General features: G+C 42.0%; 25 protein-coding genes. 15 read left to right on the forward strand and 10 right to left on the reverse strand.

Going from position 1 to position 22,591, the window contains the following annotated elements; translation table 11 throughout:
* Window positions 1-58 precede the first annotated feature (58 nt).
* Window positions 59-1,369 (forward strand): phospholipase D-like domain-containing protein, encoded by a 1,311-nt coding sequence (locus C0V70_RS05275; RefSeq protein WP_102242827.1) that lies wholly within the window; start codon window positions 59-61, stop codon window positions 1,367-1,369.
* Between the two features lie 30 nt (window positions 1,370-1,399).
* On the opposite strand, the gene C0V70_RS05280 is transcribed toward C0V70_RS05275, so the two are convergent.
* Complete coding sequence (locus tag C0V70_RS05280) at window positions 1,400-2,014, reverse strand: glutathione S-transferase family protein (RefSeq protein WP_102242828.1); 615 nt, start codon at window positions 2,012-2,014, stop codon at window positions 1,400-1,402.
* A 103-nt stretch (window positions 2,015-2,117) separates the two neighbouring features.
* On the opposite strand from C0V70_RS05280, the gene C0V70_RS05285 reads away from it, so the two are divergent.
* On the forward strand, window positions 2,118-2,699 hold the full coding sequence (locus C0V70_RS05285) for a hypothetical protein (protein ID WP_102242829.1): 582 nt from the start codon (window positions 2,118-2,120) through the stop codon (window positions 2,697-2,699).
* Here the strand turns inward: C0V70_RS05285 and C0V70_RS05290 are convergent, their stop codons facing one another.
* The gene (locus C0V70_RS05290; RefSeq protein WP_102242830.1) at window positions 2,700-3,479 is read right to left on the reverse strand and encodes an HTTM domain-containing protein; all 780 of its coding nucleotides are present in this window, start codon (window positions 3,477-3,479) and stop codon (window positions 2,700-2,702) included. It abuts the gene before it with no gap.
* Window positions 3,472-3,993: a hypothetical protein gene (locus C0V70_RS05295; protein WP_102242831.1), complete on the reverse strand. Its 522-nt coding sequence runs from the start codon at window positions 3,991-3,993 to the stop codon at window positions 3,472-3,474. Before C0V70_RS05295 ends, C0V70_RS05290 begins: the two co-directional genes overlap by 8 nt.
* A 58-nt stretch (window positions 3,994-4,051) precedes the next feature.
* Between C0V70_RS05295 and C0V70_RS05300 the strand changes: the two genes are divergently transcribed.
* Together C0V70_RS05300 and C0V70_RS05305 are read left to right on the forward strand one after the other, a co-directional pair.
* The gene (locus tag C0V70_RS05300; RefSeq protein ID WP_102242832.1) at window positions 4,052-4,810 is read left to right on the forward strand and encodes a tRNA pseudouridine synthase A; all 759 of its coding nucleotides are present in this window, start codon (window positions 4,052-4,054) and stop codon (window positions 4,808-4,810) included.
* 84 nt (window positions 4,811-4,894) lie between these two features.
* The gene (locus C0V70_RS05305) at window positions 4,895-5,578 is read left to right on the forward strand and encodes a penicillin-insensitive murein endopeptidase (protein ID WP_102242833.1); all 684 of its coding nucleotides are present in this window, start codon (window positions 4,895-4,897) and stop codon (window positions 5,576-5,578) included.
* Here the strand turns inward: C0V70_RS05305 and C0V70_RS05310 are convergent.
* On the reverse strand, window positions 5,575-6,198 hold the full coding sequence (locus C0V70_RS05310; protein ID WP_102242834.1) for a hypothetical protein: 624 nt from the start codon (window positions 6,196-6,198) through the stop codon (window positions 5,575-5,577). The two genes, C0V70_RS05305 and C0V70_RS05310, sit on opposite strands and share 4 nt — an antisense overlap.
* Window position 6,199: 1 nt before the next feature.
* Window positions 6,200-7,450: a hypothetical protein gene (locus C0V70_RS05315; protein ID WP_102242835.1), complete on the reverse strand. Its 1,251-nt coding sequence runs from the start codon at window positions 7,448-7,450 to the stop codon at window positions 6,200-6,202.
* A gap of 106 nt (window positions 7,451-7,556) precedes the next feature.
* On the opposite strand from C0V70_RS05315, the gene C0V70_RS05320 reads away from it, so the two are divergent.
* The 4 genes from C0V70_RS05320 to C0V70_RS05335 all read left to right on the forward strand — a co-directional run bounded on the left by C0V70_RS05320 (window position 7,557) and on the right by C0V70_RS05335 (window position 10,249).
* Window positions 7,557-8,132, forward strand: coding sequence for a pyroglutamyl-peptidase I (locus tag C0V70_RS05320; protein WP_102242836.1), 576 nt, complete (start codon window positions 7,557-7,559; stop codon window positions 8,130-8,132).
* A gap of 15 nt (window positions 8,133-8,147) precedes the next feature.
* Window positions 8,148-8,687 (forward strand): lipocalin family protein, encoded by a 540-nt coding sequence (locus C0V70_RS05325; protein WP_102242837.1) that lies wholly within the window; start codon window positions 8,148-8,150, stop codon window positions 8,685-8,687.
* Between the two features lie 33 nt (window positions 8,688-8,720).
* Entirely contained in the window at window positions 8,721-9,347 is a 627-nt protein-coding gene (locus C0V70_RS05330) for a lytic transglycosylase domain-containing protein (RefSeq protein WP_102242838.1), read from the forward strand.
* 83 nt (window positions 9,348-9,430) lie between these two features.
* On the forward strand, window positions 9,431-10,249 hold the full coding sequence (locus tag C0V70_RS05335; protein WP_102242839.1) for an HD domain-containing protein: 819 nt from the start codon (window positions 9,431-9,433) through the stop codon (window positions 10,247-10,249).
* Between the two features lie 32 nt (window positions 10,250-10,281).
* On the opposite strand, the gene C0V70_RS05340 is transcribed toward C0V70_RS05335, so the two are convergent.
* Both C0V70_RS05340 and C0V70_RS05345 read right to left on the reverse strand, forming a co-directional pair.
* Window positions 10,282-10,680 carry a hypothetical protein gene (locus tag C0V70_RS05340; RefSeq protein WP_102242840.1) on the reverse strand — a complete coding sequence of 133 codons (399 nt, stop codon included), beginning with the start codon at window positions 10,678-10,680 and terminating at the stop codon, window positions 10,282-10,284.
* An 84-nt stretch (window positions 10,681-10,764) separates the two neighbouring features.
* Window positions 10,765-11,775 carry a fatty acid desaturase gene (locus C0V70_RS05345; protein WP_102242841.1) on the reverse strand — a complete coding sequence of 337 codons (1,011 nt, stop codon included), beginning with the start codon at window positions 11,773-11,775 and terminating at the stop codon, window positions 10,765-10,767.
* A 121-nt stretch (window positions 11,776-11,896) separates the two neighbouring features.
* Here C0V70_RS05345 and C0V70_RS05350 point away from each other — a divergent pair, with 121 nt between their 5' ends.
* Window positions 11,897-12,949, forward strand: a complete 1,053-nt coding sequence (locus tag C0V70_RS05350) for a hypothetical protein (protein WP_102242842.1) — start codon at window positions 11,897-11,899, stop codon at window positions 12,947-12,949.
* Here C0V70_RS05350 and C0V70_RS05355 read toward each other — a convergent pair.
* Window positions 12,946-13,359, reverse strand: coding sequence for a YkgJ family cysteine cluster protein (locus tag C0V70_RS05355; RefSeq protein ID WP_102245451.1), 414 nt, complete (start codon window positions 13,357-13,359; stop codon window positions 12,946-12,948). The two genes, C0V70_RS05350 and C0V70_RS05355, sit on opposite strands and share 4 nt — an antisense overlap.
* 215 nt (window positions 13,360-13,574) lie before the next feature.
* Between C0V70_RS05355 and mgtE the strand changes: the two genes are divergently transcribed.
* Window positions 13,575-14,900, forward strand: a complete 1,326-nt coding sequence (gene mgtE / locus C0V70_RS05360; RefSeq protein WP_102242843.1) for a magnesium transporter — start codon at window positions 13,575-13,577, stop codon at window positions 14,898-14,900.
* Window positions 14,901-15,066: 166 nt separating this feature from the next.
* Complete coding sequence (locus C0V70_RS05365) at window positions 15,067-15,267, forward strand: hypothetical protein (protein WP_102242844.1); 201 nt, start codon at window positions 15,067-15,069, stop codon at window positions 15,265-15,267.
* 67 nt (window positions 15,268-15,334) lie between these two features.
* Here C0V70_RS05365 and C0V70_RS05370 read toward each other — a convergent pair whose 3' ends face one another.
* Window positions 15,335-15,943, reverse strand: coding sequence for a hypothetical protein (locus tag C0V70_RS05370; RefSeq protein ID WP_102242845.1), 609 nt, complete (start codon window positions 15,941-15,943; stop codon window positions 15,335-15,337).
* A gap of 15 nt (window positions 15,944-15,958) precedes the next feature.
* Window positions 15,959-16,534: a DsbA family protein gene (locus C0V70_RS05375; RefSeq protein WP_102242846.1), complete on the reverse strand. Its 576-nt coding sequence runs from the start codon at window positions 16,532-16,534 to the stop codon at window positions 15,959-15,961.
* A gap of 132 nt (window positions 16,535-16,666) precedes the next feature.
* Here C0V70_RS05375 and C0V70_RS05380 point away from each other — a divergent pair, with 132 nt between their 5' ends.
* The 4 genes from C0V70_RS05380 (at window position 16,667) to ovoA (ending at window position 22,589) form a co-directional block, all read left to right on the forward strand.
* A complete protein-coding gene (locus tag C0V70_RS05380) occupies window positions 16,667-17,773 on the forward strand; it encodes a DNA alkylation repair protein (RefSeq protein WP_133566721.1) in 1,107 nt (368 codons plus the stop codon).
* An 11-nt stretch (window positions 17,774-17,784) separates the two neighbouring features.
* Window positions 17,785-18,333, forward strand: coding sequence for a hypothetical protein (locus tag C0V70_RS05385; RefSeq protein ID WP_102242848.1), 549 nt, complete (start codon window positions 17,785-17,787; stop codon window positions 18,331-18,333).
* Entirely contained in the window at window positions 18,333-19,421 is a 1,089-nt protein-coding gene (locus tag C0V70_RS05390; protein ID WP_102242849.1) for a PQQ-dependent sugar dehydrogenase, read from the forward strand. Before C0V70_RS05385 ends, C0V70_RS05390 begins: the two co-directional genes overlap by 1 nt.
* A gap of 120 nt (window positions 19,422-19,541) precedes the next feature.
* Window positions 19,542-22,589 carry a 5-histidylcysteine sulfoxide synthase gene (ovoA, locus tag C0V70_RS05395; protein WP_102242850.1) on the forward strand — a complete coding sequence of 1,016 codons (3,048 nt, stop codon included), beginning with the start codon at window positions 19,542-19,544 and terminating at the stop codon, window positions 22,587-22,589.
* Window positions 22,590-22,591 lie beyond the last annotated feature (2 nt).

A 22,591-nucleotide genomic window follows, 5' to 3' on the forward strand; every position in this document is an offset into this window, starting at 1 on the left:
CCCTGTAATCTTTTCAACAACCCACCCGATTTTTAGGGTTCTGTTAGCATATCCCTATATGAGGAAAATACTTGGGACTATTTTATTCATGCTGTGTCTTTCTGTGCAGACACAAGCCAAGGTGTATGAACATACCCAAGGGAATCGTTTAACCCTTTTAGAAGACCCAGCTGCGGCCGTAGACTATAAAGTCGAACTGATCAAAAAGGCCAAGCACCACATCAACATCATTACATTTTTCTGGGACGACACAAGTGTCCCAAAGCGATTGGCTGAAGAGCTCAATAAGGCCAATGCCCGTGGAGTTGAAATCCGCGTGCTGTCGACATTTATCTCGACTATTGGAGTGGACTTTTTTGGGCAAGGAAGAAAAGAGCTTGATCCAACAACGGATGCCGTTTTTGCTTATCTGCAATTAACTCCTGGAACTCAATTTTCTCTTACTCATAGCTTGCATGAAAAGATCTTCCTGGTAGATAGTGAGCTGGCCATCTTAGGAGGAAGAAATATCTCTGATAGCTCACTTTCTGGAAAAGATATGGAAGTGGAGTTGCGTGGCCCGGTTGTTAATCAAGTGCAGGATCACTTCAAGCGCATGTTCGACTTCGTGGCAGGACAAAAGATTAAAACCAACTGTGCTTCAGATGAAACGACAAGATGTGAAGACTCATACAAGCGTATGATCTTTAGTGAAAATGATAAGTATTTTTTTCCCGTTCAGCCGGTTTATGCTGATGGGGATGAGGCCCGCATTCTTTCTCACGAAGCTGTCCTTCATCAATACGAAAAGGGAATGAATAGAAAAGAGCGCCTACTTCAGCAGGATGATATTCTGGATACAGTGACAAAAATTGATTTCAAAAAAATGCGTGCCTATAACTACTTTATGATTCCTACTGAGCGCTATAGAGAATTCCTGGAAAAGAATTTAAAAGAAGGGGATTCAATTGAAATCATCACTAACAGTTTAGAGTCGGCGAAATTCTCTAACAATGCTGGCTATATTTATTCTCTTCCAGATGCCCGTCAGTTGGTTTTAGATGGAATTGAGCTTTACCAGTGGCAGAGAAATCAGAAATTAAATTATGTACATGAAAAAGTGCTTATCTTCGACGAGGATCATGTGATCATTGGGTCACACAACTTCGGAACAGGAAGCACAAGTGTGAGTAATGAAATCGCGGTAGAGATTAAATCAAAGAGAATTGCTTCAAGACTTATCGATGTTTTTGAAGGTGAAAAAGAAAACTCTGCTATTACTAAAAAGGCCGATGTGGAACTTCTGGATAAAGAGATCGATCAGCATGAGAGATTGATTGAAATTTACAGAAGCAAAATCTTAGGAAGCGTTCTGCGCGAGATCTACTAAAAAGAGGGACCGAAGTCCCCCTTATCAATTCTATCCCTTTCTCAGGTTTGAGTATGCTTGGAAGGCCGGACGCTCACCGATAGCATTTAACCAAAGGTTCACATTTTTGTATGGACTCATATCAAGTCCAATGTGAGGAGCAATGCTTACAACTGAAGCTGTGTTTAGGTCAGCTAGAGAGAAGTTTTTTCCGTTTAAGTAAGTTTTATTAGCAAGAGCATTGTCCAGGACCTGGAAGTAAGCTGGAAGCTTTGCCATGTTTTCGTCGATCACAGTTTGTGATCTTTTTTCTTCAGGCATGAAAACCTTTTGAATGAAGACCTGGATAATAGGGTCTTGAAGTTCAGAACTTGCCCAGAAACTCCACTGGTAAGAAAGAGCTCTTTCTTCAGCGCTCATTCCTAAAAGTTCTGGTTTATATTTATCAGCGATGTAGAAGTTAATCGCCATTGATTCAAAAAGAGTGGTGTTTCCATCTACTAGAGCTGGTACTTTTCCGTTTGGATTAAGGGCCAGGAAAGCTTCTGACTTGTGTTCTTTTGTTCTCATGTCCACTTGTTTGTTTTCGTAAGCTACACCGGCTTCTTCCAGACACCATAGACATCTTCCAGCACTTGAGCGCGCAGGGCCATAAAGAGTAATCATAAAAATCCTTGGTTGAGGTTCAATCTTAAAGTCAGTAAAAGATAGCAGAACGAGAGGTGAGTTGTCTTGACTCTTCAAATCTAGGCTGACTAAACTAATTTCTATGAAAAATTTAATCTTGGCCTTAACTATTGTTTTCCCATTATTAACGTTTGCCAACGAAGCTATCAGGCTCGACGGGATGTATACTTATAAACAAGTAGAAGTCTCGCAGGTTCGTGATGTAGAGCTGGTTCCAAGCCTTAATACCGCCCGTTACAACGAATTGGTGAAGGATAAGTACCAGTGTTATCTTCGCGGTGATTTCTTCATGTGCCAAAAGTTTATCAAAGGCGCTGAACTCCCAGAGGGAATCAAATCGGAAGTTAACCGTGCTTGGGACGGACGCTTTTTTAATTTTATCGCCAGTTCATTTGATCCGGAAATGACGAATGAAAGCGACTCGCTTTTAGAGTGGGATATTTTTGCAACCGTAAGATTTGAAGGATTCCAGGTTTCTGAGTATCACTATTACCTGCTAAAAGGTGAAAACGATGTTCACAAAATTTCGCTGAACTTCGCTTCTGGACAAAAGTGGTTTGTTGTAGAAAATGAATCGACGCTTTCTATGCCAATTCAAAAGACAGAAAGAAAGTCTCCACTTAAGTCGCGCGTGTTCGAACTTTCTTTAATCTTCAATAAATAATTAAGCTTTCAAACTGCAATAATAGAGTGCGGGGTAACTCGCACTCCATACCCAGAAGAATCTATTTAATCCAAAGACTAAAAAATTCCCTAAGTGAAATAGCACTCCCGCAATCAGATACGCTTTCGTGAGAATTGGTGTGGCGAGAACCAAAGGAAATGAAAGCTCAAAAAGAATCACCGACCAGGCAATGGTTTTTGCCCAGGCAGGGTCTTTACTTTTTTCCAGGATAAAACGTGGTGTTTTATAATTAGGTGAAGAGATGAATCCATACACAGCTGTTCCCAAACGCCACTTGTATTCTTTCACTTTATAGAGACCAGCTAAAAAATAAGAGCTGATAACCTGGAGAGTGATGTACCAAAGAGCGGCCTTTGCTAAAAGGGGACTGAAGTAACCGATGCAGAGACACAGCAGAATAATTAAAGTTAAATAATCGCTTCCACCATTAAAAGAACCTCTCCAGCGCAGAGTGATCAGGAAAGTGGTGAAGAAGAGAATAAAGAAAATGACAAAGAAGTAAGGATAGATAATCGCCAGGATGGCCGTGTAGAAACGAATGGTCATCATTTCCATAAAACGTTTTTCAGGCATAATCCAATCGAGAAAGGCGAGCATCCTTTTTGGCAGGAAAAGGTATTCGCTTCTTAGTTCACTCCATCTCCAGATTCCTTTTTCAGAAATACTGTCTTTCATTTTGATAAATTCCAGCGACTGGAACATGACAGCGATCCCAATCAAACGGGCGATAAGTGTATAAACTTCTTGTGGGTTATTCACTGATGACCTCCTCATAAAGAGGTGAGACCAGGATGTCATCTTTCGGCCTTGCCATCAGGTCAACTGAGGCCAGCTTAAACTGATAAGTGAAATTCTGGGTGTATTTCTTTCTGATGGCATAGGTCACCAGGTTTTTGGTGATTTTATAAGAAAGGTTTTCTTCAAAAGAGGTTTTGTCATCGTGGACTTCAATATCATGAAGAAGCTGCTGAACATGGGACTGAGCGGCCAGGATCAGGTTTCCTTGATTGACGAAGAGGTTATTAAAGCTCGCTTTTGGGTTTTGATAAAGTGGGGCCCATTCTCCAAAGGCCTCTTCCTCTGAAACCTTGGCGCGAAAGAAGAGTAGTCTTGTCTCTTCAAAGTCATCATAAAATTTCCAGGAAGGGATTAAAGGCTTAATCAGGTTGAGATAGGGGTTATTAATGCCCTCTGAGGTTTTCTTAAAAAGTGAAAACACGACGATCAAGATAAAATAGAGGACAATGCAAAGTAAAATAATTAATGAATTCAAGAGTGCCCACTCCCTTATTTTTAAAGTAAGATTAGTATAACGTAACTAAATACAAAAAATGAACTCAAAAAGATTTTTAATCAAACTACAGTATCTCGGCATTCGCTTTCACGGCGTTCAAAAACAGCCTGAGCATCCGAGCATTCAAGCGCGCGTGGAAAAGGCCCTAGGCCTTAAGGTGAAGACTCGTTTTTCTAGCAGGACTGATGCTATGGTGTCGGCGTTGGAAAACTACTGCCTGGCCATGTTTGATGAAGAGGTAGAACAAAAGGATCTAGAAGAGTCGTTATCTAAACTTCCACCTGATATACGCGTATTGGAAATTAAGGAAGTGCCAGAGCACTTTACCATGCTCGCGCACACCAAAGAAAAAGAGTACCACTACTACTTTGCTTTTAATGAAGAGTCTTTGCATCCATTTTGTGCACCTTTTATGACTTTGATTCGTGAAGAGCTTAATTTAGAAGTGATGGAAAAAGGGGCAGAGCTTTTTTGTGGCATTCATTCTTTTATTAACTACGTTCATAAACCAAAACCAGGGACAGTGTTTGAGCGAGAGATCTTAAAGAGTGAGATCGTCGAAAACACCGAACTTGCCGCCAACTTCTTTCCTAAAAACAGCTACTGCTTCAAAGTCAAAGGGCAGGGCTTTATGCGCGGTCAGGTCAGACTGATGATGGGCGCTCTATTTAGGCTGGGGATGGGGGAAATCACCCTTTCTGAACTGGAAAAGTCTCTTAGAGAACAGGACCCACATTTTGTAAAATGGGCGGCACCTGCCTCGGGATTGGTTCTTCATCAGACAAAACTAGAATAGTCTGGCTTTTTTTTCCGCTCAAAGAAAAAAATCAAACCACATCTTAGAATAGAAGTATTCAACTTCTATCACAGGATGTGACCAGTGCTTCAAAGACTCTTTCTTGCTTTTGTTCTTTTTCATTCGACAACCCTAATGGCCTCAGAAGCGATTGGCTATTACTCGGATGGAAAACTAAAAGACGGTGAGTCGATTATGGAAAGAGGGACTTTGATTAGAAAACTCTTTTTACAAAGACAAAGATTTTTTGGAACGGCCATCATGCAAGAGACAATCAGCGACGCTGCTGATTTCGTCCGCCAGACTTACCCGGAAGCCGAAGTCCTGCAGGTTGGAGATATCGCTAATAAAAATGGTGGGGCCTGTAAAGAGCATGCCAGTCACCAAAACGGTCTGGATGTCGATATTGTCTACTTAACAAAAAATGGAAAGCTTCAATCCCAAAATGCTCCTTACTGGGAAGAAGATTTTGTGAAGAATGGAAAGGTGAGTGCAAATTTTTATCTGGAAAGAAACTTCGCTCTCTTTAAACACCTGATTCACACTAGGCCAGTTGGCCGCATCTTTGTCGATGAAGCGATTAAAAAAATGTTCTGTGAGTACGCCAAGAAAAATAACCTGATGAAGGATGTTGAAACGGTAGAAACCCTAAGACGCCTTCGCATTGAAAAACTTCACAGCACGCATTTTCACCTGCGCTTAACGTGCGCCGAAGGCGATTACAGTTGTAAGGATCAGGCAGAGGTTCCAGCAGGAACTGGTTGCTAGAAGCGACACTCGATAAAATCTTTTTCAGCGAGCATTGGGCTTAGGCCCTGAAGGTCTTTAAGTTCATTATTTTCAAAATGCAGGAAAAGATCCTGGTTTTCTCCAAGATTCACACCTTCTTCAGTGTAGATAATTGAACCTTGGGCCTTGTCGATTTCCTGATACTTCACTCCTTTCTTATAGGGAGACGTTTCAATCAGATGCTCAACTTCATTTTGATCTTCTCGGTAAAGCAGGTAAGTCGGGATTTCATTTTCAGCAGCGTCTTTATAAAAAAAGCGCATGCGATAAACGATGCCATCAACTTTTTTATGAACATTTACAAAACGCACAGAGGTTTTTTCTGTGCGTTTGATTTCTTTTAAATTCTGGTAGTGCGACCTTAGGTTCTGGCAAAGAGTGTCTTTATTGGTCGCGTGCTGAGAAGTGACTGCTTCATCTGGCGCTTTAGAAAGATTGGCGTCTGGGTGAAGGGCGCGCGTATCTAAAGCGACATCATTAGATTGTCCCGGGCCATCTGCTACGGCAGGGAGCTTATTTCTTTCAGCTATCGTGATGACCACTCTAGTGATGATTAAAAGGGCCAGGACAATAAGTAAAAGCTTTTTTCTCGACTTCAAATTAGTACCAACGCTTGCACTTTGTTAATGGACTTGTCACTTCTCCCCAACGGACAGTGACGATATCGTTTGGATGACTTGAAAGTCTTCCCGCATCCATTCTACTCCAAAGTGCACCGATATCAATAGTCATTCCAGCGCGGTAGTTGATTGGGCAAGCTGCCTGTAGTTCAGCTTGAACGGCACCTTTTTTGTTAAAAATGTAATCAGCAAAGGCCAGGATTTGCGGGTCACCAGAGTTCTGAGTTTTTGCATCTACAAAAGCTTGCTTCAAGTTCAAGTACATCTCTTTTAGTGCGCCATCGCGAGCTGGAGTCGAGAAAGCATCAAACTTCTGGTAGTCCATACAAGCGTTGTTGGTTTGTTTTAAGAATTCCAGTGCTTCGTTGACGTATTCGATACGCGCTTGAGATTCCTGACAAACAGCTTTGAATAATCTGTTTAAGCGGTCTCCAGATGTTTCAGTTGTTGTTGCCAGGGACTTTGCTACGTATTTGAAGAATGTTCTCGTATCCATTTGTGAAGCGAGTGTGTACTGCTCTGTCGAAGGTCCAAGTTCAGCAGGAATCGCGCTTAAGTCTTTTCCAATGTGTTCAGGCCATCTGAATTTTCTAAATCCCCATGGATCATTTGGCAGGTTTTCAAATTCGCGGTCTCTTCTTCTTAGAAGATCACCTTTCTTTTCGTGGTTTGCTTGAGTTGAGTAAATAACATCAAATGTCCCTACTGGGTTGATGCCTTTAATGTTGTAAGTGTGGCGGATGAATTTTCCAAATCTCGCTTTCATCTTGTAAGTGAAAAGAGAGCCAGGAGTGATTGATTTAATCGCCATAGGGAATGTATCAAAACGAGTTAGGTTCTCTGTCCCAACGCTGTCTCCGATTTCAGTAATAAGCGCCACAACCCTTTTGTTTTCCGGGCCGGCGTAGTCGAATTTATTTGTGCGGTTGTTTAAAGTCTTGCTTGGTTCACGAGACCCTGATGGGTTAGTGATAGCAAAAGGAAGTTTGTTTTCAAAAGCAAAGATTGCTCTGAAAGCATATGCAGTGTCAGCACAGTCCGTGTTGACTCCATAGTAAGGAGAATTTTTATCAGTAAACATTTTTTCGCGAACAGCGATACTTGAAACCCAGTCGATATACTTTTGTTCGTATTCAAGGGACCATGATTGAGTGTCTTCCCAAACTGCGGCCTTTGCGTTGAAAGTAGCGAATGAAAGAGTTAGAATAAGTGCAGAGAGTGTGAATTTCATGAAGTCTCCAAAAAATAAAAGGCTTCTGTTTTTAGACACTAAGAACGGATAGGTCAAGACAACACCAAATTACCAGAAGCGTTAAGTAACCAATTAAGGGATAGGAATGGCAAAAAAAATTTTAATTACTGGTTTTCTTCCATTCGACCAGGATCCAACTAATCCTTCAGGTGATTGGGTTAATTGGATGGTAGCAAAATCAATGCCTCACCAAACAAAAGAGCGCATACTCCGAGGAATTGTTTTACCTGTGACATTTCAAGGCGCATTTCCCGCTTTAAAAAAAGTTTGTGATGAATTTTGCCCCGATATTATTGTGATGACTGGGCTGGCGAAAAATCGCAAAGAACTCACAGTTGAAAGAATTGGAATTAACTGGGTGGATGCCCGCATTCCAGACAACGATGGTGTACAGATTCTCTCATCAAAGATTGATTCAGAAGGGCCAGATGGGCTTTTTACAACAGTGCCAGTGGAAAAAATCTTGGATTTAGCGAAAGCTTCCAATACACCAATGAAACTCTCAACTAGTGCAGGCGAGTATGTCTGCAATGACCTGCTTTATAAAACTCTATGTTACACACTTGATAAAAAAACTTCAGCGACTTTTATCCACATTCCGGGAAGCGACAATTACGATGGCATTTATCTTGCTCTTGAATCTATAGTTAACGGTCTATAGTTCGGGAGGACAATTATGCGTTCATTATTTTTAATCACTGGATTAATTTTTTCGTTTAATCTTTTTGCTGTCGATGTTCCGCTCAAGCCATCTCCTTTGCCAACGGCAAAAGACGTTGATGTCGCTCGCTACATTGGCAAGTGGTATGTGATTTCATCGCTCCCTCAATTTTTTACTCGCAACTGTGAAGGGCAATCGGCGGAGTATGGAATTGTGAACGAAAAAACAATCAGTGTTCATAACGTCTGTTATAAAGAAAATGGCAAAACAAAAGACATCAGAGGAAAGGGAGTGATTCAGGATGCTCCTAACAATGCTCGTCTGGTTGTGACGTTTGATAATTTCTGGACGAGATTATTCCGTGTGAAAGGTGAGTATGTGATCATCAAATTAGGCGAAGGTTATGACACTGTCATGGTTGGATCAACTAACAGAAAATCATTATGGATCATGTCTCGCCAACCAACGATGGACCCAACTACGCTCATTGAGTATGAAAACTTAGCAAATGACCTATCATTTCCTGTCACTCAGCTTCAGAACTCAAAATACTAGACAAAAAAGTGTGCGTTACGGCAATATGGAAGGATGAAGTTAAGCCTCATCCTTCTCGCTTTGTTTAGTGGAGCACTCCACGCCAAAGTAGAGATCGACTCATTTAAAAAGCATTCATGGAACAATGAATGGAACGAAGCCATCTCGCTGGAGCTGGATCAAAAAGAAAACTCGAACATGCTCTCGGAGAATTTAGATCACGCCGATCTAATGGAGTTGGGCTGTCCTGGTTTTAATAAGACTGACGATCTGGAAGCAAAAAAAGATTTCTGGATTGTTTTCTTTTCTGGTCTCACACGCGCAGAGAGTGCCTTTAATCCACTCGCTCGTTCAAAAGCACCTAAAGGTGGGCACGGCAACTACGGCCTTGTTCAGCTCTCTAAAAGAACAGGAAGAGAGCAGTGTGGGCTGACTCCTGAAGAAATCGCTGATCCGGCGGCACATCTTCGTTGCGCGGTTAAGCTTATGAGTTGGCAAATTAAAGGAGCACCGGCACCTTCGGGAAAACTTCTTCGTCGCGATTTAAAAGGCCAGCTTTTTGGTAAGCGCATTCTTCTTTGGGGACCACTTCGCCAGAATGACAAGCGTGGAAGAGCGCTGTTGACTGGATGGTTTAAGAGGCATTTGGAACAGATGCCGTTTTGTAAAGCCGTTGATTAATCTCCACATCTAAATAGAAAATTATCAACATTCATCTCTCTCCTCATAAGGCAAAGTTATCCAAACTTTATTTGGGGATAACTATGAAAACCACACTATGTTTGCTTGTTCTTATCTGCAGCTCTCAAGCAATGGCCGCCATTGGTTGCTTGCCTGGGCAATGTGAACTGCCAAAACCAAGACCAACTTGCCCACCATCACGACCATCAGGTGGAAGGCCAATTCCTCAACTCGCTTCGCTTGAAATCAATTTAGTAGATTCAAATGAAATTAAAGCAACGCCGACTGGAATTTTAATTGATTCATCATGGAAGAATGCCATTTATGATTTCGCCAAGAAAAATGTCCGCCATCCATCTTGGGGTCTTTCACATGCTGAACGCAATTATCAAGTGACAAAAATTCTTGCTGAAAAAGAAAAAGTAGAGCTTGATCTCGATGTTCTTTTTGCGGCCAGTTTCCTGCATGACCTGGGTGGATTAAAAGGTTATGAAGTTGAAGGTGTGGATCACGCCGTTCGCTCAGCTGAACTGGCACAAAATCTTCTAAATGAAGCAGGTTTCCCAATGGAGAAATGGGCACTCGTGAAAGAAATTATTTTAGGGCACACTTATTACACAGCTGCTCCAACAAATAAAGCAGCACAACTTTTCCGCGATGCTGATGTTTTAGATTTTCTTGGAAATATTGGTGTTACAAGAATTTTGGCCATCACTCAAGAAGAAGGGACAAGTGATTCAACACTCAACCCGACAGTGGGCATTCTTAATACATTTGCTAAATCTATGGCCGAAAAATGTATCAGCGAGAGCTGTAAAGAAATCGCCAAAGGAAGGCAAGAAGAGCTTCTTTTATTTTTAAGATCTTTAAATAAAGAATCTTTCAATGGAAAAGCATTATAAAAAAAGGGCCTCGAGTGAGGCCCTTTTTATTTCTATCGCATATTAAGCATTGGTTTAAAGTATGCCCATCTCGATTTCACAACGATGACAAAGAGTACGGCCACCACGATCGCCATTGGAAGTCCTGTTGGCTCAGCAAAAAGGTGAATCCCCAGGATGTTTACGATCACTGGTCCCAGGAAAATAATCCCAGCATTAACAAATAGTCCTGAAAGAAGAGTTAGTCCGCCCAGCAGCTCGCATAGGAATGCTAGAGGCAGGATGTAGCCTGTGGCCATGAAGCCGGCCATGATTGTCGCCATTACGCCTTCAGGTGGTGGCATTGGGATGAAACCCTTACCTAAGAATGAAAGTAGGACACCGTTTAATCCAAAGACGGTGAACATAAGACCTAACAATAGGCGTGAAGCTAGTGCAATTTTTTGAAACACGACAATCCTCCTTGATGTGATTAATCCTATTATTGATTAACTTTAGGAGAAAAGCAAAATTCGTTTAGGTAACAAAAATGAGACTTAGTAAAAAGTCTCAATCACTTCTTTAGAGTAAAGAATCTTTTCGTTATCTACGGCCGCTTTTGGGTGGCGGTCTGGGTGAACCATTCTAGTGAATGAATCCATTTTCTTATTGAACAAGAAGTTAAAAAGAACCTTCGTCCACGAATCATAGCTTGCTAGTGAATCGTAGAATTCTGGTGCCATTTTTTTAATCTTTGGTTGGTTGATCCATGCCACGTTCATAAAATCGTGGTGCTCATTGTGGTAACCCATGTTGAAGCAAAGTTTATTAAGTGGCCCGTAGTAGCTGTATGTTTCTTGACCTTCTTTTGTAATGAAGTGCTCTTGAATCCATCTTCCTCCCAACGGGTGAAGACCTAAAGCAAACAGAGTAGAGAAGGCAAGGTACCAGAAAGCGGCCGGTCCCACATAAATATAAATGGCCACGTTGATAGCAACGTTAACTAGTCCGTTAATGATCATCCATACGTTAAGTGGCTTATAAAATTTTACTTTTAGTGGACGAAGCGCCTGAGAAAGAGAAAAGAACATCAGCCATAGCGCTTTCATGATGGCAGAGTTTCCGATGAAGCGTCCTTCTCTGTAGCTGACGATATCCGGGTCGTAAGAGTATTCACCTAAATGTTTGTGATGAATCATGTGATATTTTCTAAAACCCATGGCGGAAGGAAGAACGAGTGGGAAATCGCAAACGATTCCCATCACTTTATTTCCGAAGGCAGATTTTAAAACCACATTGTGCGTGCACTCGTGGATCATAACGTAAAGAGAGTGGTTGGCAAAAGCACCAACAAGATAAGCGACAAGACCAATAACCCACCAGGCCTGGTCTCTCAATAAATAAGCAATCGCAAATTGAAATGAAACAACAAGAACAATGTAAAGAGCAGACAATCTATAAGGACCGTAAAGATCTCTGACTTCCGGATGGCGTGCGAGAATCTCACGTCTTCTTTGAATGTGGTAGTTTGGCCCTTGGACAAAAATAAAATCGCGCTTGTTTTCCATATGAGGGGCAGATTAGCTCAAAGAAGAGGCTTTTAAAATGGCCCCCTGAAAGAAATTTTAATGATTTATACCGGCTTCTAAAGAATGGTTAAGATATTGAAAATAAAGCCGAAAAGAAATCATGTTTCGGACGTTTAAACACCCTTTAGTGGCGCTTATCCTTAGTTACTTTTTAAGTACGTCGTCCCTCTATGCACAAGGGCAGACGGATGAGGAGATTTTAAAATCCCTGGGGTTTGATTTTGTCCTGGATTCCAAAGCGTTAGTCTCTAAGAAAAATGCCCAGGGCTATTATGAATTGGGACTGGGAATTGCGGTTGATCAGAGTTGTTTTAAGCTTTATCCGCAAAAAGAAATCGCAGTCATTTTTCAGAAAATGTTAGTAAGAGGACTCTCTTGCATGAAGCGTGAAGAGCGTGGAGAAAATGTAAAAAGAGACCTAGAGTCTTTTCAAAAACTTCTTTCCAATAAATCAAATCTCTCAAAACTCGAGTGCGATAAACCTCTTCCTGATACGGCCTATGCCATTGGGTCAAGTCCAGGTTCTTCTCGTAGACACCCTTATATTTATCTTTCAAATATGGGCAATAAAGAATTCAAAGAGAAGCCTGCTTTCTTTCAAGGGGTCGTCTTCCATGAACTGCTTCATAACATTCGCTACTTTCACCACCCGGATGATATGGAGGTGACTTCGGCCTGTGAAGAGTGCTGCTTTGGAGAAATGACTGGGGATAAAAAACTAAGTGCCTGCAAGATTTGTGGTGGCGCTTATGAAACAATCAGCGACCCGGAATACATTAAGTCCCTTTTAGTTTGGGACGGGCGCTTTTATGGAAGGCTGATTGTAGAAGAGCAATTTGATAAGGCCCTAAAAGATTCGGCCATCGTCAAAGAAGTTCAATTTAAGGAGGCGATGGAGTCTTTCTTAAAAGATTTGAAGTCACCAGTAGAAAGTAAAAAAGCTCTGGAGCAAGTCGATAGACTCCTGGCCTTTGAATTTGAAGCCGTAGAAAAAGAACTGCTGGCCATGCCCGAAACAGAAATCTCAAACCGTTACCGTTTTCTTTATTACCGATTAATGGCCATGGCCGCAAGAAGTCAGGGGAACCTGAGTCTGGAGAAAGCATATAAGGCCAAGTCCGAAGCCTGCCGCGATAAGTACAAAAACTCTTAGTTCTCTTTTTTCATGTAAGCACAATAATTGGGGCGAGGCCCGATCTTAGGGTGGTTTCGGCAAGTGTCCGGGCGTTTGTCATAGATGGTGCATCTTTTATGAGCGTCCAGGAAAAAGCACGAGCTGTCTGGTTTTTGGGCCAGGGTGAATTTCTCAGTTGAGGGTGTGTAACGGGTGACCCCGGGATGTTTTAAGGCCTCTTTAATTTGTTCCTTCAGTGACAATTCTAAATGAAACTCATCTAGGACTCCCATGCGGATGAGGTCAGCCGTTTTAATTTCTACAGGCATATAACAGCAGAGTCCCTCGCACGTCTCGCACATTCCTTTTTTGTAAAGGCTCCAGCGGTTCAAATCTTTCAGGTGCTCCTGGATTTTCCCAGCGGTATTAAGTCTGTTTTTTTTACTCATAGGCGGGCCGATCTTATAAAAGTGTTTGCCATTTAGAAAGAGTGAGATTAGATTTTGCATAAATATTACTAACACTAACTGAGGCTAAGAAAATGGACGAAGATCCCAAGGGAACATTTGCATTGAAAAGCTCAGTGGAGTGTAAGGCCTAATTACCATCAGACTCTAAACTCCACTTAAGATTCACCGACTGACTTTGATACTATGGTGCTTAAATGGAAACAACTCTACTCAACGACGATTTCTCACTAGAAAACTTGCTAGATAACTGGCAGACGCTGACGCACGCTCAACGTGAAGAAGTTTTTGCAATGCTTGGTCGCATTGACCAGGAAGAACTCTTCATTAACCTTTCCAGCGATTATCAGGCAGAAATTTTTGAACAGATTCCGCACGGGGAAAAGCGTTCGTGGATCAGACTTCTGGCCCCGGATGATATTGCCGATTTAATTCAGAACCTGGGTGAAGAAACTCAGGCCGAAGCTCTTCGTTACCTGGATTACGCAACCCTGGTTGAAGTAAAGGCCCTTCTTGCTTACGCAGAAGATGAGGCCGGGGGTTTGATGAACTCTCGTTTTGCCCGTCTTCGTCCGGAAATGACAGTAGAAGAGGCGATCCGTTACCTGCGTGCTCAATCGAAATCGCAGATTGAAACCATTTACTACGCCTACGTTTTAGATAGAACGCAAATGCTTCTTGGGGTTATTTCCCTACGTGAACTTTTCCTGGCAAAAGCGGGAAGTACCGTTCAGGAAAATATGAACACTGACCTGGTCACAGTCCTTCAGGATGAAGATCAGGAATCCATTTCCAAAACATTTTCTAACCACAACTTCCTGGCCATTCCCGTTGTTGATGAAAACAACGTGATGAAAGGGATCATTACCGTAGATGACGTGGTTGAAGTTATCGAAGAAGAAGCGACAGAAGATATTCACAAGATCGGGGGGATGGAAGCTCTAGGTGAGCCGTACCTTGATATCAGTCTTCCATCAATGATTAAAAAACGCGCCGGATGGCTGATGGCCTTATTCGTAGGTGAGATGTTTACGGCAACAGCAATGAGCCACTACGAGCACGATATTGCCAAGGCCGTTGTTCTTGCTCTTTTCATTCCGCTTGTTATTAGCTCAGGTGGTAACTCTGGTTCACAAGCAACGACACTTATTATTCGTGCGATGGCACTAGGTGAAGTTCGCTTAAAAGACTGGTGGAGAGTTTTTTCTCGCGAGTTAGTTTCCGGATTAAGCTTAGGTGTCATTTTAGGTTTAATTGGTCTTCTAAGAATTTTACTATGGCCAGGAAAAGAAACTCTCTATGGAGAGCACTATATGTTAGTTGCTCTTTCAGTTTCATTTAGCTTAGTTGGAATTGTTCTTTGGGGAACTCTTGCTGGATCAATGCTTCCATTCTTTTTAAGAAGAATCGGACTCGATCCCGCGACTTCATCTGCACCATTTGTTGCGACTTTAGTCGATGTAACTGGTCTAGTCATTTATTTTACTGTGGCGAGCCTATTTCTTAAAGGCATCCTGCTCTGACCCTAATTAACCGAATTCATTCATAAAATGAGGATTAAAAGAGATTAAAATTAATTAATCTCTTTTAAATCTTTCTTTAATTCTCCCATGTGATCATGAGTCCATAGAACAAAATCATTCAACAAAACGTTAATGGTTTTAAGACTTAAATCTAAAAGGAGATTTTATGAGAAACGCACTTCTAATGGCACTTGCACTAACTCTATCTACAGCATCATTTGCTGGAACAAAAGCTCACGTTAACAAAGAAGCTAGAAAAGCTGCAGTTGAAGCTTGTAAAGCTGAAGGGAAAACTAAAAAAGAACTTAAGTCATGCGTAAAAGAAAAACTTAGCGCACCAGCGACGACAGAAGCAGCGACAAAGTAGTTTTTTAAGTAAAACACTTTTAGCATATAGGGGGGAGGTTAGCAGGGACACCTCCTCCTTCTATTTTTTAAGCATACAATTTATTCAGAATATCCAAGAGCGCTTGAGGTATTGTCAATTTTCCCCAATAAATTTTTAATTCATCTCTAATCTTTTGATTGGCCAGGTTTTCTTTTTCTAAAAAATGATCATCGCGCTCAGACAGTAGTGAAATGTTGGATGTACAAGATTTTCCATTATCATCACTGACTCTAGGATTAAATCCCAGACAGCCGTAAGGTTTAGAGGCGCGGGAAAGTCCGCAGCCTTTAGAGCCATTCATAAAAAAAGGACACGTATAGGTTTTGCGCAGGTCTTGTGAGTGTTTTTTTCCAGTATAGATTTCGACATTCAAACGGTAAGACTGAATATTGTCTTGCATGCGTTTTTTAAGGTCGTTGATTTCTTCTTTGGAGAGGGTGTCGATATTGAGGGAAGTTAAGATCTCCAGGGCTTCGATCGGAGTGATCTGCATGGAGTTGGCCTGTGATGTACAGCAGGTGCCGGGGCAAGTGAAACAGTGAATCGTTTGGTTTTCTAGGTTCTGCATCTCTATCACCAGGCCCTTACGTCTTTCAAAAGATGAAAGGAGCCCGGTGGCTTGATACAGGTTTTCTACATACTCTTTGATAATCATCTCATTCCATTTTAGTTAATCCAGGACCTCTTTCATGGCCTTCTTGAATTCTTCGGCCGGATAAGCGCCTGCTAATATTTTTTGTCCTTTAGGTCCTATAATAACAAAAGTCGGTGTCGCTGAAATCTTGAGCTTTTTTGCCTCTTCCATGTCCCGGTTGAGAATGGCTTCGGCCTCTTTGGATGTCATACACTTTTTGAATGCCGGTAGATTTAAATCAAGTTTTGTTACAAGTCCATCAATAGTTTTGGGATTAAAGCTTCCGTATTTAATGCTGAAAAGAGCGTCGTGCATTTCCCAGAATTTCCCTTGTTCCTTGGCACAAATTGATCCTTTGTGAGCGTAGCGGGCGTACTCATGGAACTCCAACGGAAAGTGGCGCATGCTAAAAGAGAAGTCGTTTCTAATGTCTGCTGACATTTCGTTGATCGTCTTATTCCCGCGGGCAGAAAACGGGCATTGGTAATCGCCGTACATAACGACTTTTACCTGGCTGCCAAGTTCTCCGCGCTCTGGAGTGGTGTCGATGGACTCTGCGACGACTTTAAGTGAAAGGGCCATCAGAAGAGAGAGGAAGAATGTTTTTTTCATAAAAAGATCTCCAGTTGTTGTTAAAGAATTCTAAACATGGAGTATGAGTGCTTTCAATGACAGAAGTGGCGTGAATGTATATTGTGCACCCCGTTTTGCGTACACTTTTTTCTCTACTATAATTTAGCCACTATGGAACCATTCAAGAATATGATAAATGAGAAGGTCGTTTCACAAACTGCGAAAGCGATTGCTAGAAACTATCCTGACTTTAACCACAAAAAATTCCTTAAAGACATCGCTAGTGAGCTTGCACCGCTTGAACTCAAAGAGCGTGTGATTCTCGTTGCGATGAGACTCAAAGAAAATCTGCCTGCTGATCAGAAAAAATCCCTGAAAATTTTAGAGGGAGCTATTCAGCAAAATGATAAAGACACTATTGGTCTTTCAGGTTTTTCTGTCTGGCCGCTCACGGAATACGTAGCGCGCTTTGGACTGGACGAATTTGATCTGTCGATGGATGTTTTAAAAGAGATGACGAAAGTTTTTACCGGAGAATGGGCGGTTCGCGCTTTTTTCCTGGCCGATGAAAAACGCACGCTCAAGTTTTTTAAAAAATGGGTGAAAGACGATAATGTCCATGTCAGACGACTCGTTAGTGAAGGATCGCGCCCATTATTGCCTTGGGGACAAAAACTTCCAAGCTTCGTGAAGGACCCGTCGATCACTTGGGATCTTTTAGAAGTTTTAAAACATGATGATGAAGAGTATGTCAGAAAGTCAGTGGCCAATCACTTAAATGACCATTCAAAAAATCATCCGGATATGGTGGTGAAGAAGCTCTTGGAATGGCAGAAAGAAAATGCAGAAGATAAAAATCTCAACTGGATTATTCGTCACGCTAGCAGGACTTTGATTAAAAAAGGTCACCCGCAGGCATTTAAACTTCACGGTGTAGAGTCGGGGAAAGTGAAAGTTATCTCGCAAAAGATTTTGACGAAGAAAGTCGATTTGGGAAAAATCCTTAAAGTAGAAGTTGAATTTCAAAATCTGGGCGCAAAAAAATTAAAAGTTATCCTGGATCACGAAGTGCATCTGTTAAAGGCAAACAATAAGCACAACATAAAGTGCTTTAAAGGAAAAAGTGTTGAGCTTCTTCCAAAAGAAAAAAAGAAAGTTGAATTTAATATCCCACTCAAGCCGGTGACTACGAGAACTTATTATAGTGGTCAGCATTTTTGGAACATTAAAGTTAACGGTATCAGCGAAGATAAATTGTCATTTACCTTAAAAGTTTAAAAGGGGAATTTATGAAGAATGCACTGGTTTTACTTGCACTTTTGACGAGCTTTAAAGCTTTTGCCTGGGATGCACCTGAAATTTTAGAGAATGCCTGTTACGATGGCTGCACGGAAAAAATGGAAACGATGTATTCGACTTTCCTAAACACACAGACGGCCCCAAAATTTATCCCAGGAATGTATTCAGGAGAGTGTAACCATCTTTCTCCTTCATTGGATCCGGATACTACTCACTATATTGGAATGCTTTTAAATACTGACGCCAAAGGGGCCTATATGTCGCCGGTGCTGCAGTTTTTTGGTGAAAAAAATGATATGGCCGATTGGTCACTGGAAGATGCAAAAAGAGAAATGAGCCCGGATTGGATTGAAGCGGGGCGAATCACATGGCATCCGACATCGGCCACGGCACATGTGGAAGATGCCCAGGGTTACCCGGCCCTCGTTTACTGGGCAAGACAGAATATTGAGACAAAAGAAATTTATTTCTTAGCTTGGTTGCGTGGTTTCTCTTATGCCTTCTGTACTTTAAAGCCTAACGTGAATGGACTACCGTAATGAAAAAAATTATTTTACTGCTCGCTCTTTTTTCAAGTGCACTTCAGGCAAAAACATACACCTCTGAGGGGCAAAAGTTTACGGTTGAAAAACTTTTTACCGGCAAAGATGTCATTTGGGGTTTTGATTTCTTAAGTCCCGATGAAATGGTTTTTAGTGAGCGCGATGGAAAGTTTCGTTACTTAAATGTAAAGACGAAAGCGACTCATGAAATTGCCGGAGCTCCCAAAGTTTTTACCGACTCGCAAGGAGGGCTTTTAGATGTTTACTTCGATAGTAAAGACAATGCTCTTTACCTGACATACTCAGAGCCGGTCAAAGGCGGAGCGACGACAAGTTTGTTTAAAGGGAAGCTCTCAGCAGATAAGAAAAAAATTGAAGGAGCAAAGCTTTTTGAATCAAAGGCCATTGCTTCAGGTGGGATTCACTTCGGCTCTCGCGTTGTTATTGATAAAGACGGATTTATTTTTATGTCAGTAGGCGAGCGCAATAAAAGAGACCGCGCTCAGGATTTAGACACTCACCAGGGGAAAGTGCTAAGGCTTACCAAAGAAGGAAAGGCCCCGGCAGACAATCCATTTGTTGGCAACAAATCCGCTCTTCCTGAAATTTGGTCTTATGGGCACAGAAATCCTCAGGGGCTGGTGATCGATTCATCGGGGACACTTTGGGAAGCAGAGTTTGGACCGCGCGGAGGCGATGAAGTCAATGTGATTGAAAAAGGGAAGAATTATGGATGGCCGGTTATCACCTATGGAAAAGAGTACTGGGGGCCGTCGATTGGAACGACTAAAAAAGAAGGAATGCAGCAGCCACTGTTTTATTGGACGCCCTCAATCAGTCCTTCTGGGCTGATGGTGTACGAAGGATCGGCCTTTCCTAAATTCAAAGGAAACCTGTTTCTGGCAACCTTGTCAGGAAGCCATCTCCACCGCGTCGTAATGGATGAAAACCGCAAAATGCTTAGGGAAGAAAAGCTCTTGGAAGATTTAGAAGAGCGTTTTAGACAAGTAAAGCAGGGATCTGATGGATTCATTTATTTATCTACGGATAGCGGGCAAATATTAAGACTCGCACCTGAGCTGTAGGGTTACTGTTTGGTAACCCTTCTTAGTCAAAAGACAGACGGCCGAATTCTCCAATGACAAAGATAGTAAAAAGGAAGAAAATGAGAGTACATTTTTAATCTCTTTTCAAGGTTTTGCTATATGTCAGTTACGATCACCAGAAACCCTAATCTCTCAAAAGCAGGAAAACATCCAGAGTTTGAACACCTACTCAAAAAAGAGTTTGGCGATTCATGGTGGACTGGTCTTGCACCAGAGAAGTGTCCAGGTTTTGATCAGGAAAGAAATTGTTTAGTGGCCCTGCCACTTTTAAATTTAAAAACAGCAACACGTGAAGATATTCTCGCTTACTTCAATAACTCTTGGACACTCACAGAACTTCTTTTTCAAAGTTTAAAAGTAGAAGAGGCCTACATCAGACCTCCATACCATGCTCTTCGCCACCCGCTGATTTTTTACTATGGTCACCCTGCAGTTCTTTACTTAAATAAACTGCGCATCGCTGGCCTTCAAAAAGATGCAGTTAACATCTACCTGGAAAAAGTTTTAGAAACAGGTGTAGATGAAATGAGCTGGGATGATATGTCGAAAAATGAAATGGCCTGGCCAAAAGTGGCAGCTGTTCACGCTTACAGAAAAACCGTTTATGACATCATCGTTAATTTAATTAAAACTCACCCGGACCTAAATACAATTGGAAGCCTGAATCAGGATTCCCCATGGTGGTCACTGTGGATGGGAATCGAGCATGAGAAGATTCACTTTGAAACATCAAGTGTGCTTATGCGCGAGCTTCCAATTGAGTATTTAGAAACCCCACGTTTCTGGGCGCCTCTGCATCCCTCAAAAAATTCTCCTCATGCGATGACTGAAAATTCATGGGTGAAGAAATCAGGAGAGAGAGTCAATATTGGAAAACCACAAGACACTGAGTCTTATGGATGGGACAACGAGTACGGAAACCGCACCGTTGAAATCAAAGATTTCGAATATACAAAAAATCAAATCACTAATGGCGAGTATTTCGATTTCGTTTCAAGTGGAGCTTACATCAATGACAAATACTGGGCACCGGAAGGTCTTCAGTGGAGAAAGTTCAGAAACACTAAACGCCCGACATTTTGGGTGGGAGTGGGGCCGGAAGGGACTCACCAGTATGAACTAAGAACAATTTTTGAAATCATTCCAATGCCAATGAGCTGGCCGGTTGAAGTCAATTACCACGAGGCCATTGCTTATTGTAACTGGAAAACAGAAAGCGATAAGACGAAATTAAAATACCGTTTATTAACAGAGGCAGAATTCGTCGCGATTAAACCTAAAGTAAAAGACCCGGTTCTGCAAAAGCAGCCGTACAAAAACTACAAAGGTTTTTCTGATTATCAGAATGAATATAAAGAGAACTTCAACTTTCTATGGTCTTCACCAAAAGAAGTAGGAGACGAGCTTTTTGGAAACACATGGCACTGGCTGATGGATCAGTTTAATCCGCTTCCTGGTTTTGAAGTCAACAGTCTCTATGATGACTTCTCCACACCATGTTTTGATGGAAAACACCAGATGATCCGTGGTGGATCATTTATGAGTTGTGGGCATGAGGCCAGCCACTGGGCGCGCTTTCATTTCCGCCCGCACTTTTACCAGCACTCAGGATTCAGAATGGCGGCGACTCTGGATGGATCTGCCGACAACGGAGCAACTTTTCTTCTAAAAGAAAAAGAATATGTTCATCCGAGAAGAACAAACGTTCTCGATCAAATGGTTGGGCATGAGTGGTGGAAGAAAATTGAGCAGCCACTGGAAATGAGTGATGCTGAAATGAAATCAATTTTCGAACAGACAGAAACTCAGGTTTTAAAATACCTTCAGGATATGCCATCAAAATCGCCAATGGGGGACGCTCACGATCCGGCAGTCAATGGACTGAAAAAAGATTTTAGTGTTCCGTACCATGCGACTAAAAACTTTCCGGCGCACCCGGAGAGTTACCAAAACTTAATGAAGACTGTCTTTGAAGACATGGCCCGCTACTCGCAAATCCCAGGGCACCCTGGTTTTGCAGCTTACGTGGCCGGAGCTGGAAATTTTATTTCTAATACAGCTCAACTAATCGCTCAAACACTCAACCCATTTTCTGGTCACTACATGATGGCCCCAGGGCTCGTGACTCTGGAGATGGAAGTCATCAAGTGGTTCCAGACAATGATTGGTTATGATGAAATCTCTTCACAAGGTTTCTTAACAACCGGCTCTTCGGTCGCAACTCTTTCGGCACTTGCCATGGCCCGCAAAGAAAAGATCACGGGCTTCGATTACAGCAAGGTGACGGCCTACACTTCAAGCGACTCTCATCACTGTATCGCCAAGGCATGGGTGATGTTAGGTCTAAAAAAAGAAAACCTAAGACAAATCCCACTTAAAAATTACAAAATGGACAACAAGCTTTTAAGTGAAAAGATTGAAGAAGATGTGGCCCGTGGGTTCAAGCCATTCCTGGTTGTGGCGACATTAGGATCGACAAAAACAGGATGTGTGGATTCGCTGGAAGAAATTCTTCCAATCGCTAAAAAACATAATCTTTGGGTACACGCAGACGGCGCTTATGGAGCGCTATTTATGCTGACAGAAAAAGGGCGCTCGCTTCTTAAGGGAATCGAAGAGACAGATTCTGTCGCTCTTGATCCTCATAAAGCGCTTTCAATTCCATATGGAACAGGATGTTTATTAGTTAAAAATAAAGATCACATGTTGTTTGATTACTTATCAGACGATTCATACATGCCACCTCGACCAGTGGATCAAGTCGATTATGCAGATATCACGCCGGAGCTTTCGCGCGACTTTAGAGGTCTGCGTGTCTGGCTACCACTTAAGACATTAGGTGTAGGTCCTTTCCAGTTAAACCTGGAAGAGAAACTAAAACTTGCTGAATGGTTGTCTGCTGAAATTGCCAAGATTCCTGACCTGGTTGTTGTTTCAAAACCAGAGCTTTCGATTTTAACCTTCGCTCATAAAAAAGGCGATGCTGAGACGAAGAAGCTTATGGAAAATATTAACAACAAAGGAACGCTGTTTTTATCGTCGTGTACGATTGATGGAAAGCTGGCGATTCGTTTCTGTCTTCTGGGCTTCAGACTGCACTACGACCGTCTGGAAAAAGCATTAAACGAAATTAAGACCATGGTGTAGTT

Source organism: Bacteriovorax stolpii (assembly GCF_002872415.1).
GTDB lineage: Bacteria > Bdellovibrionota > Bacteriovoracia > Bacteriovoracales > Bacteriovoracaceae > Bacteriovorax > Bacteriovorax stolpii.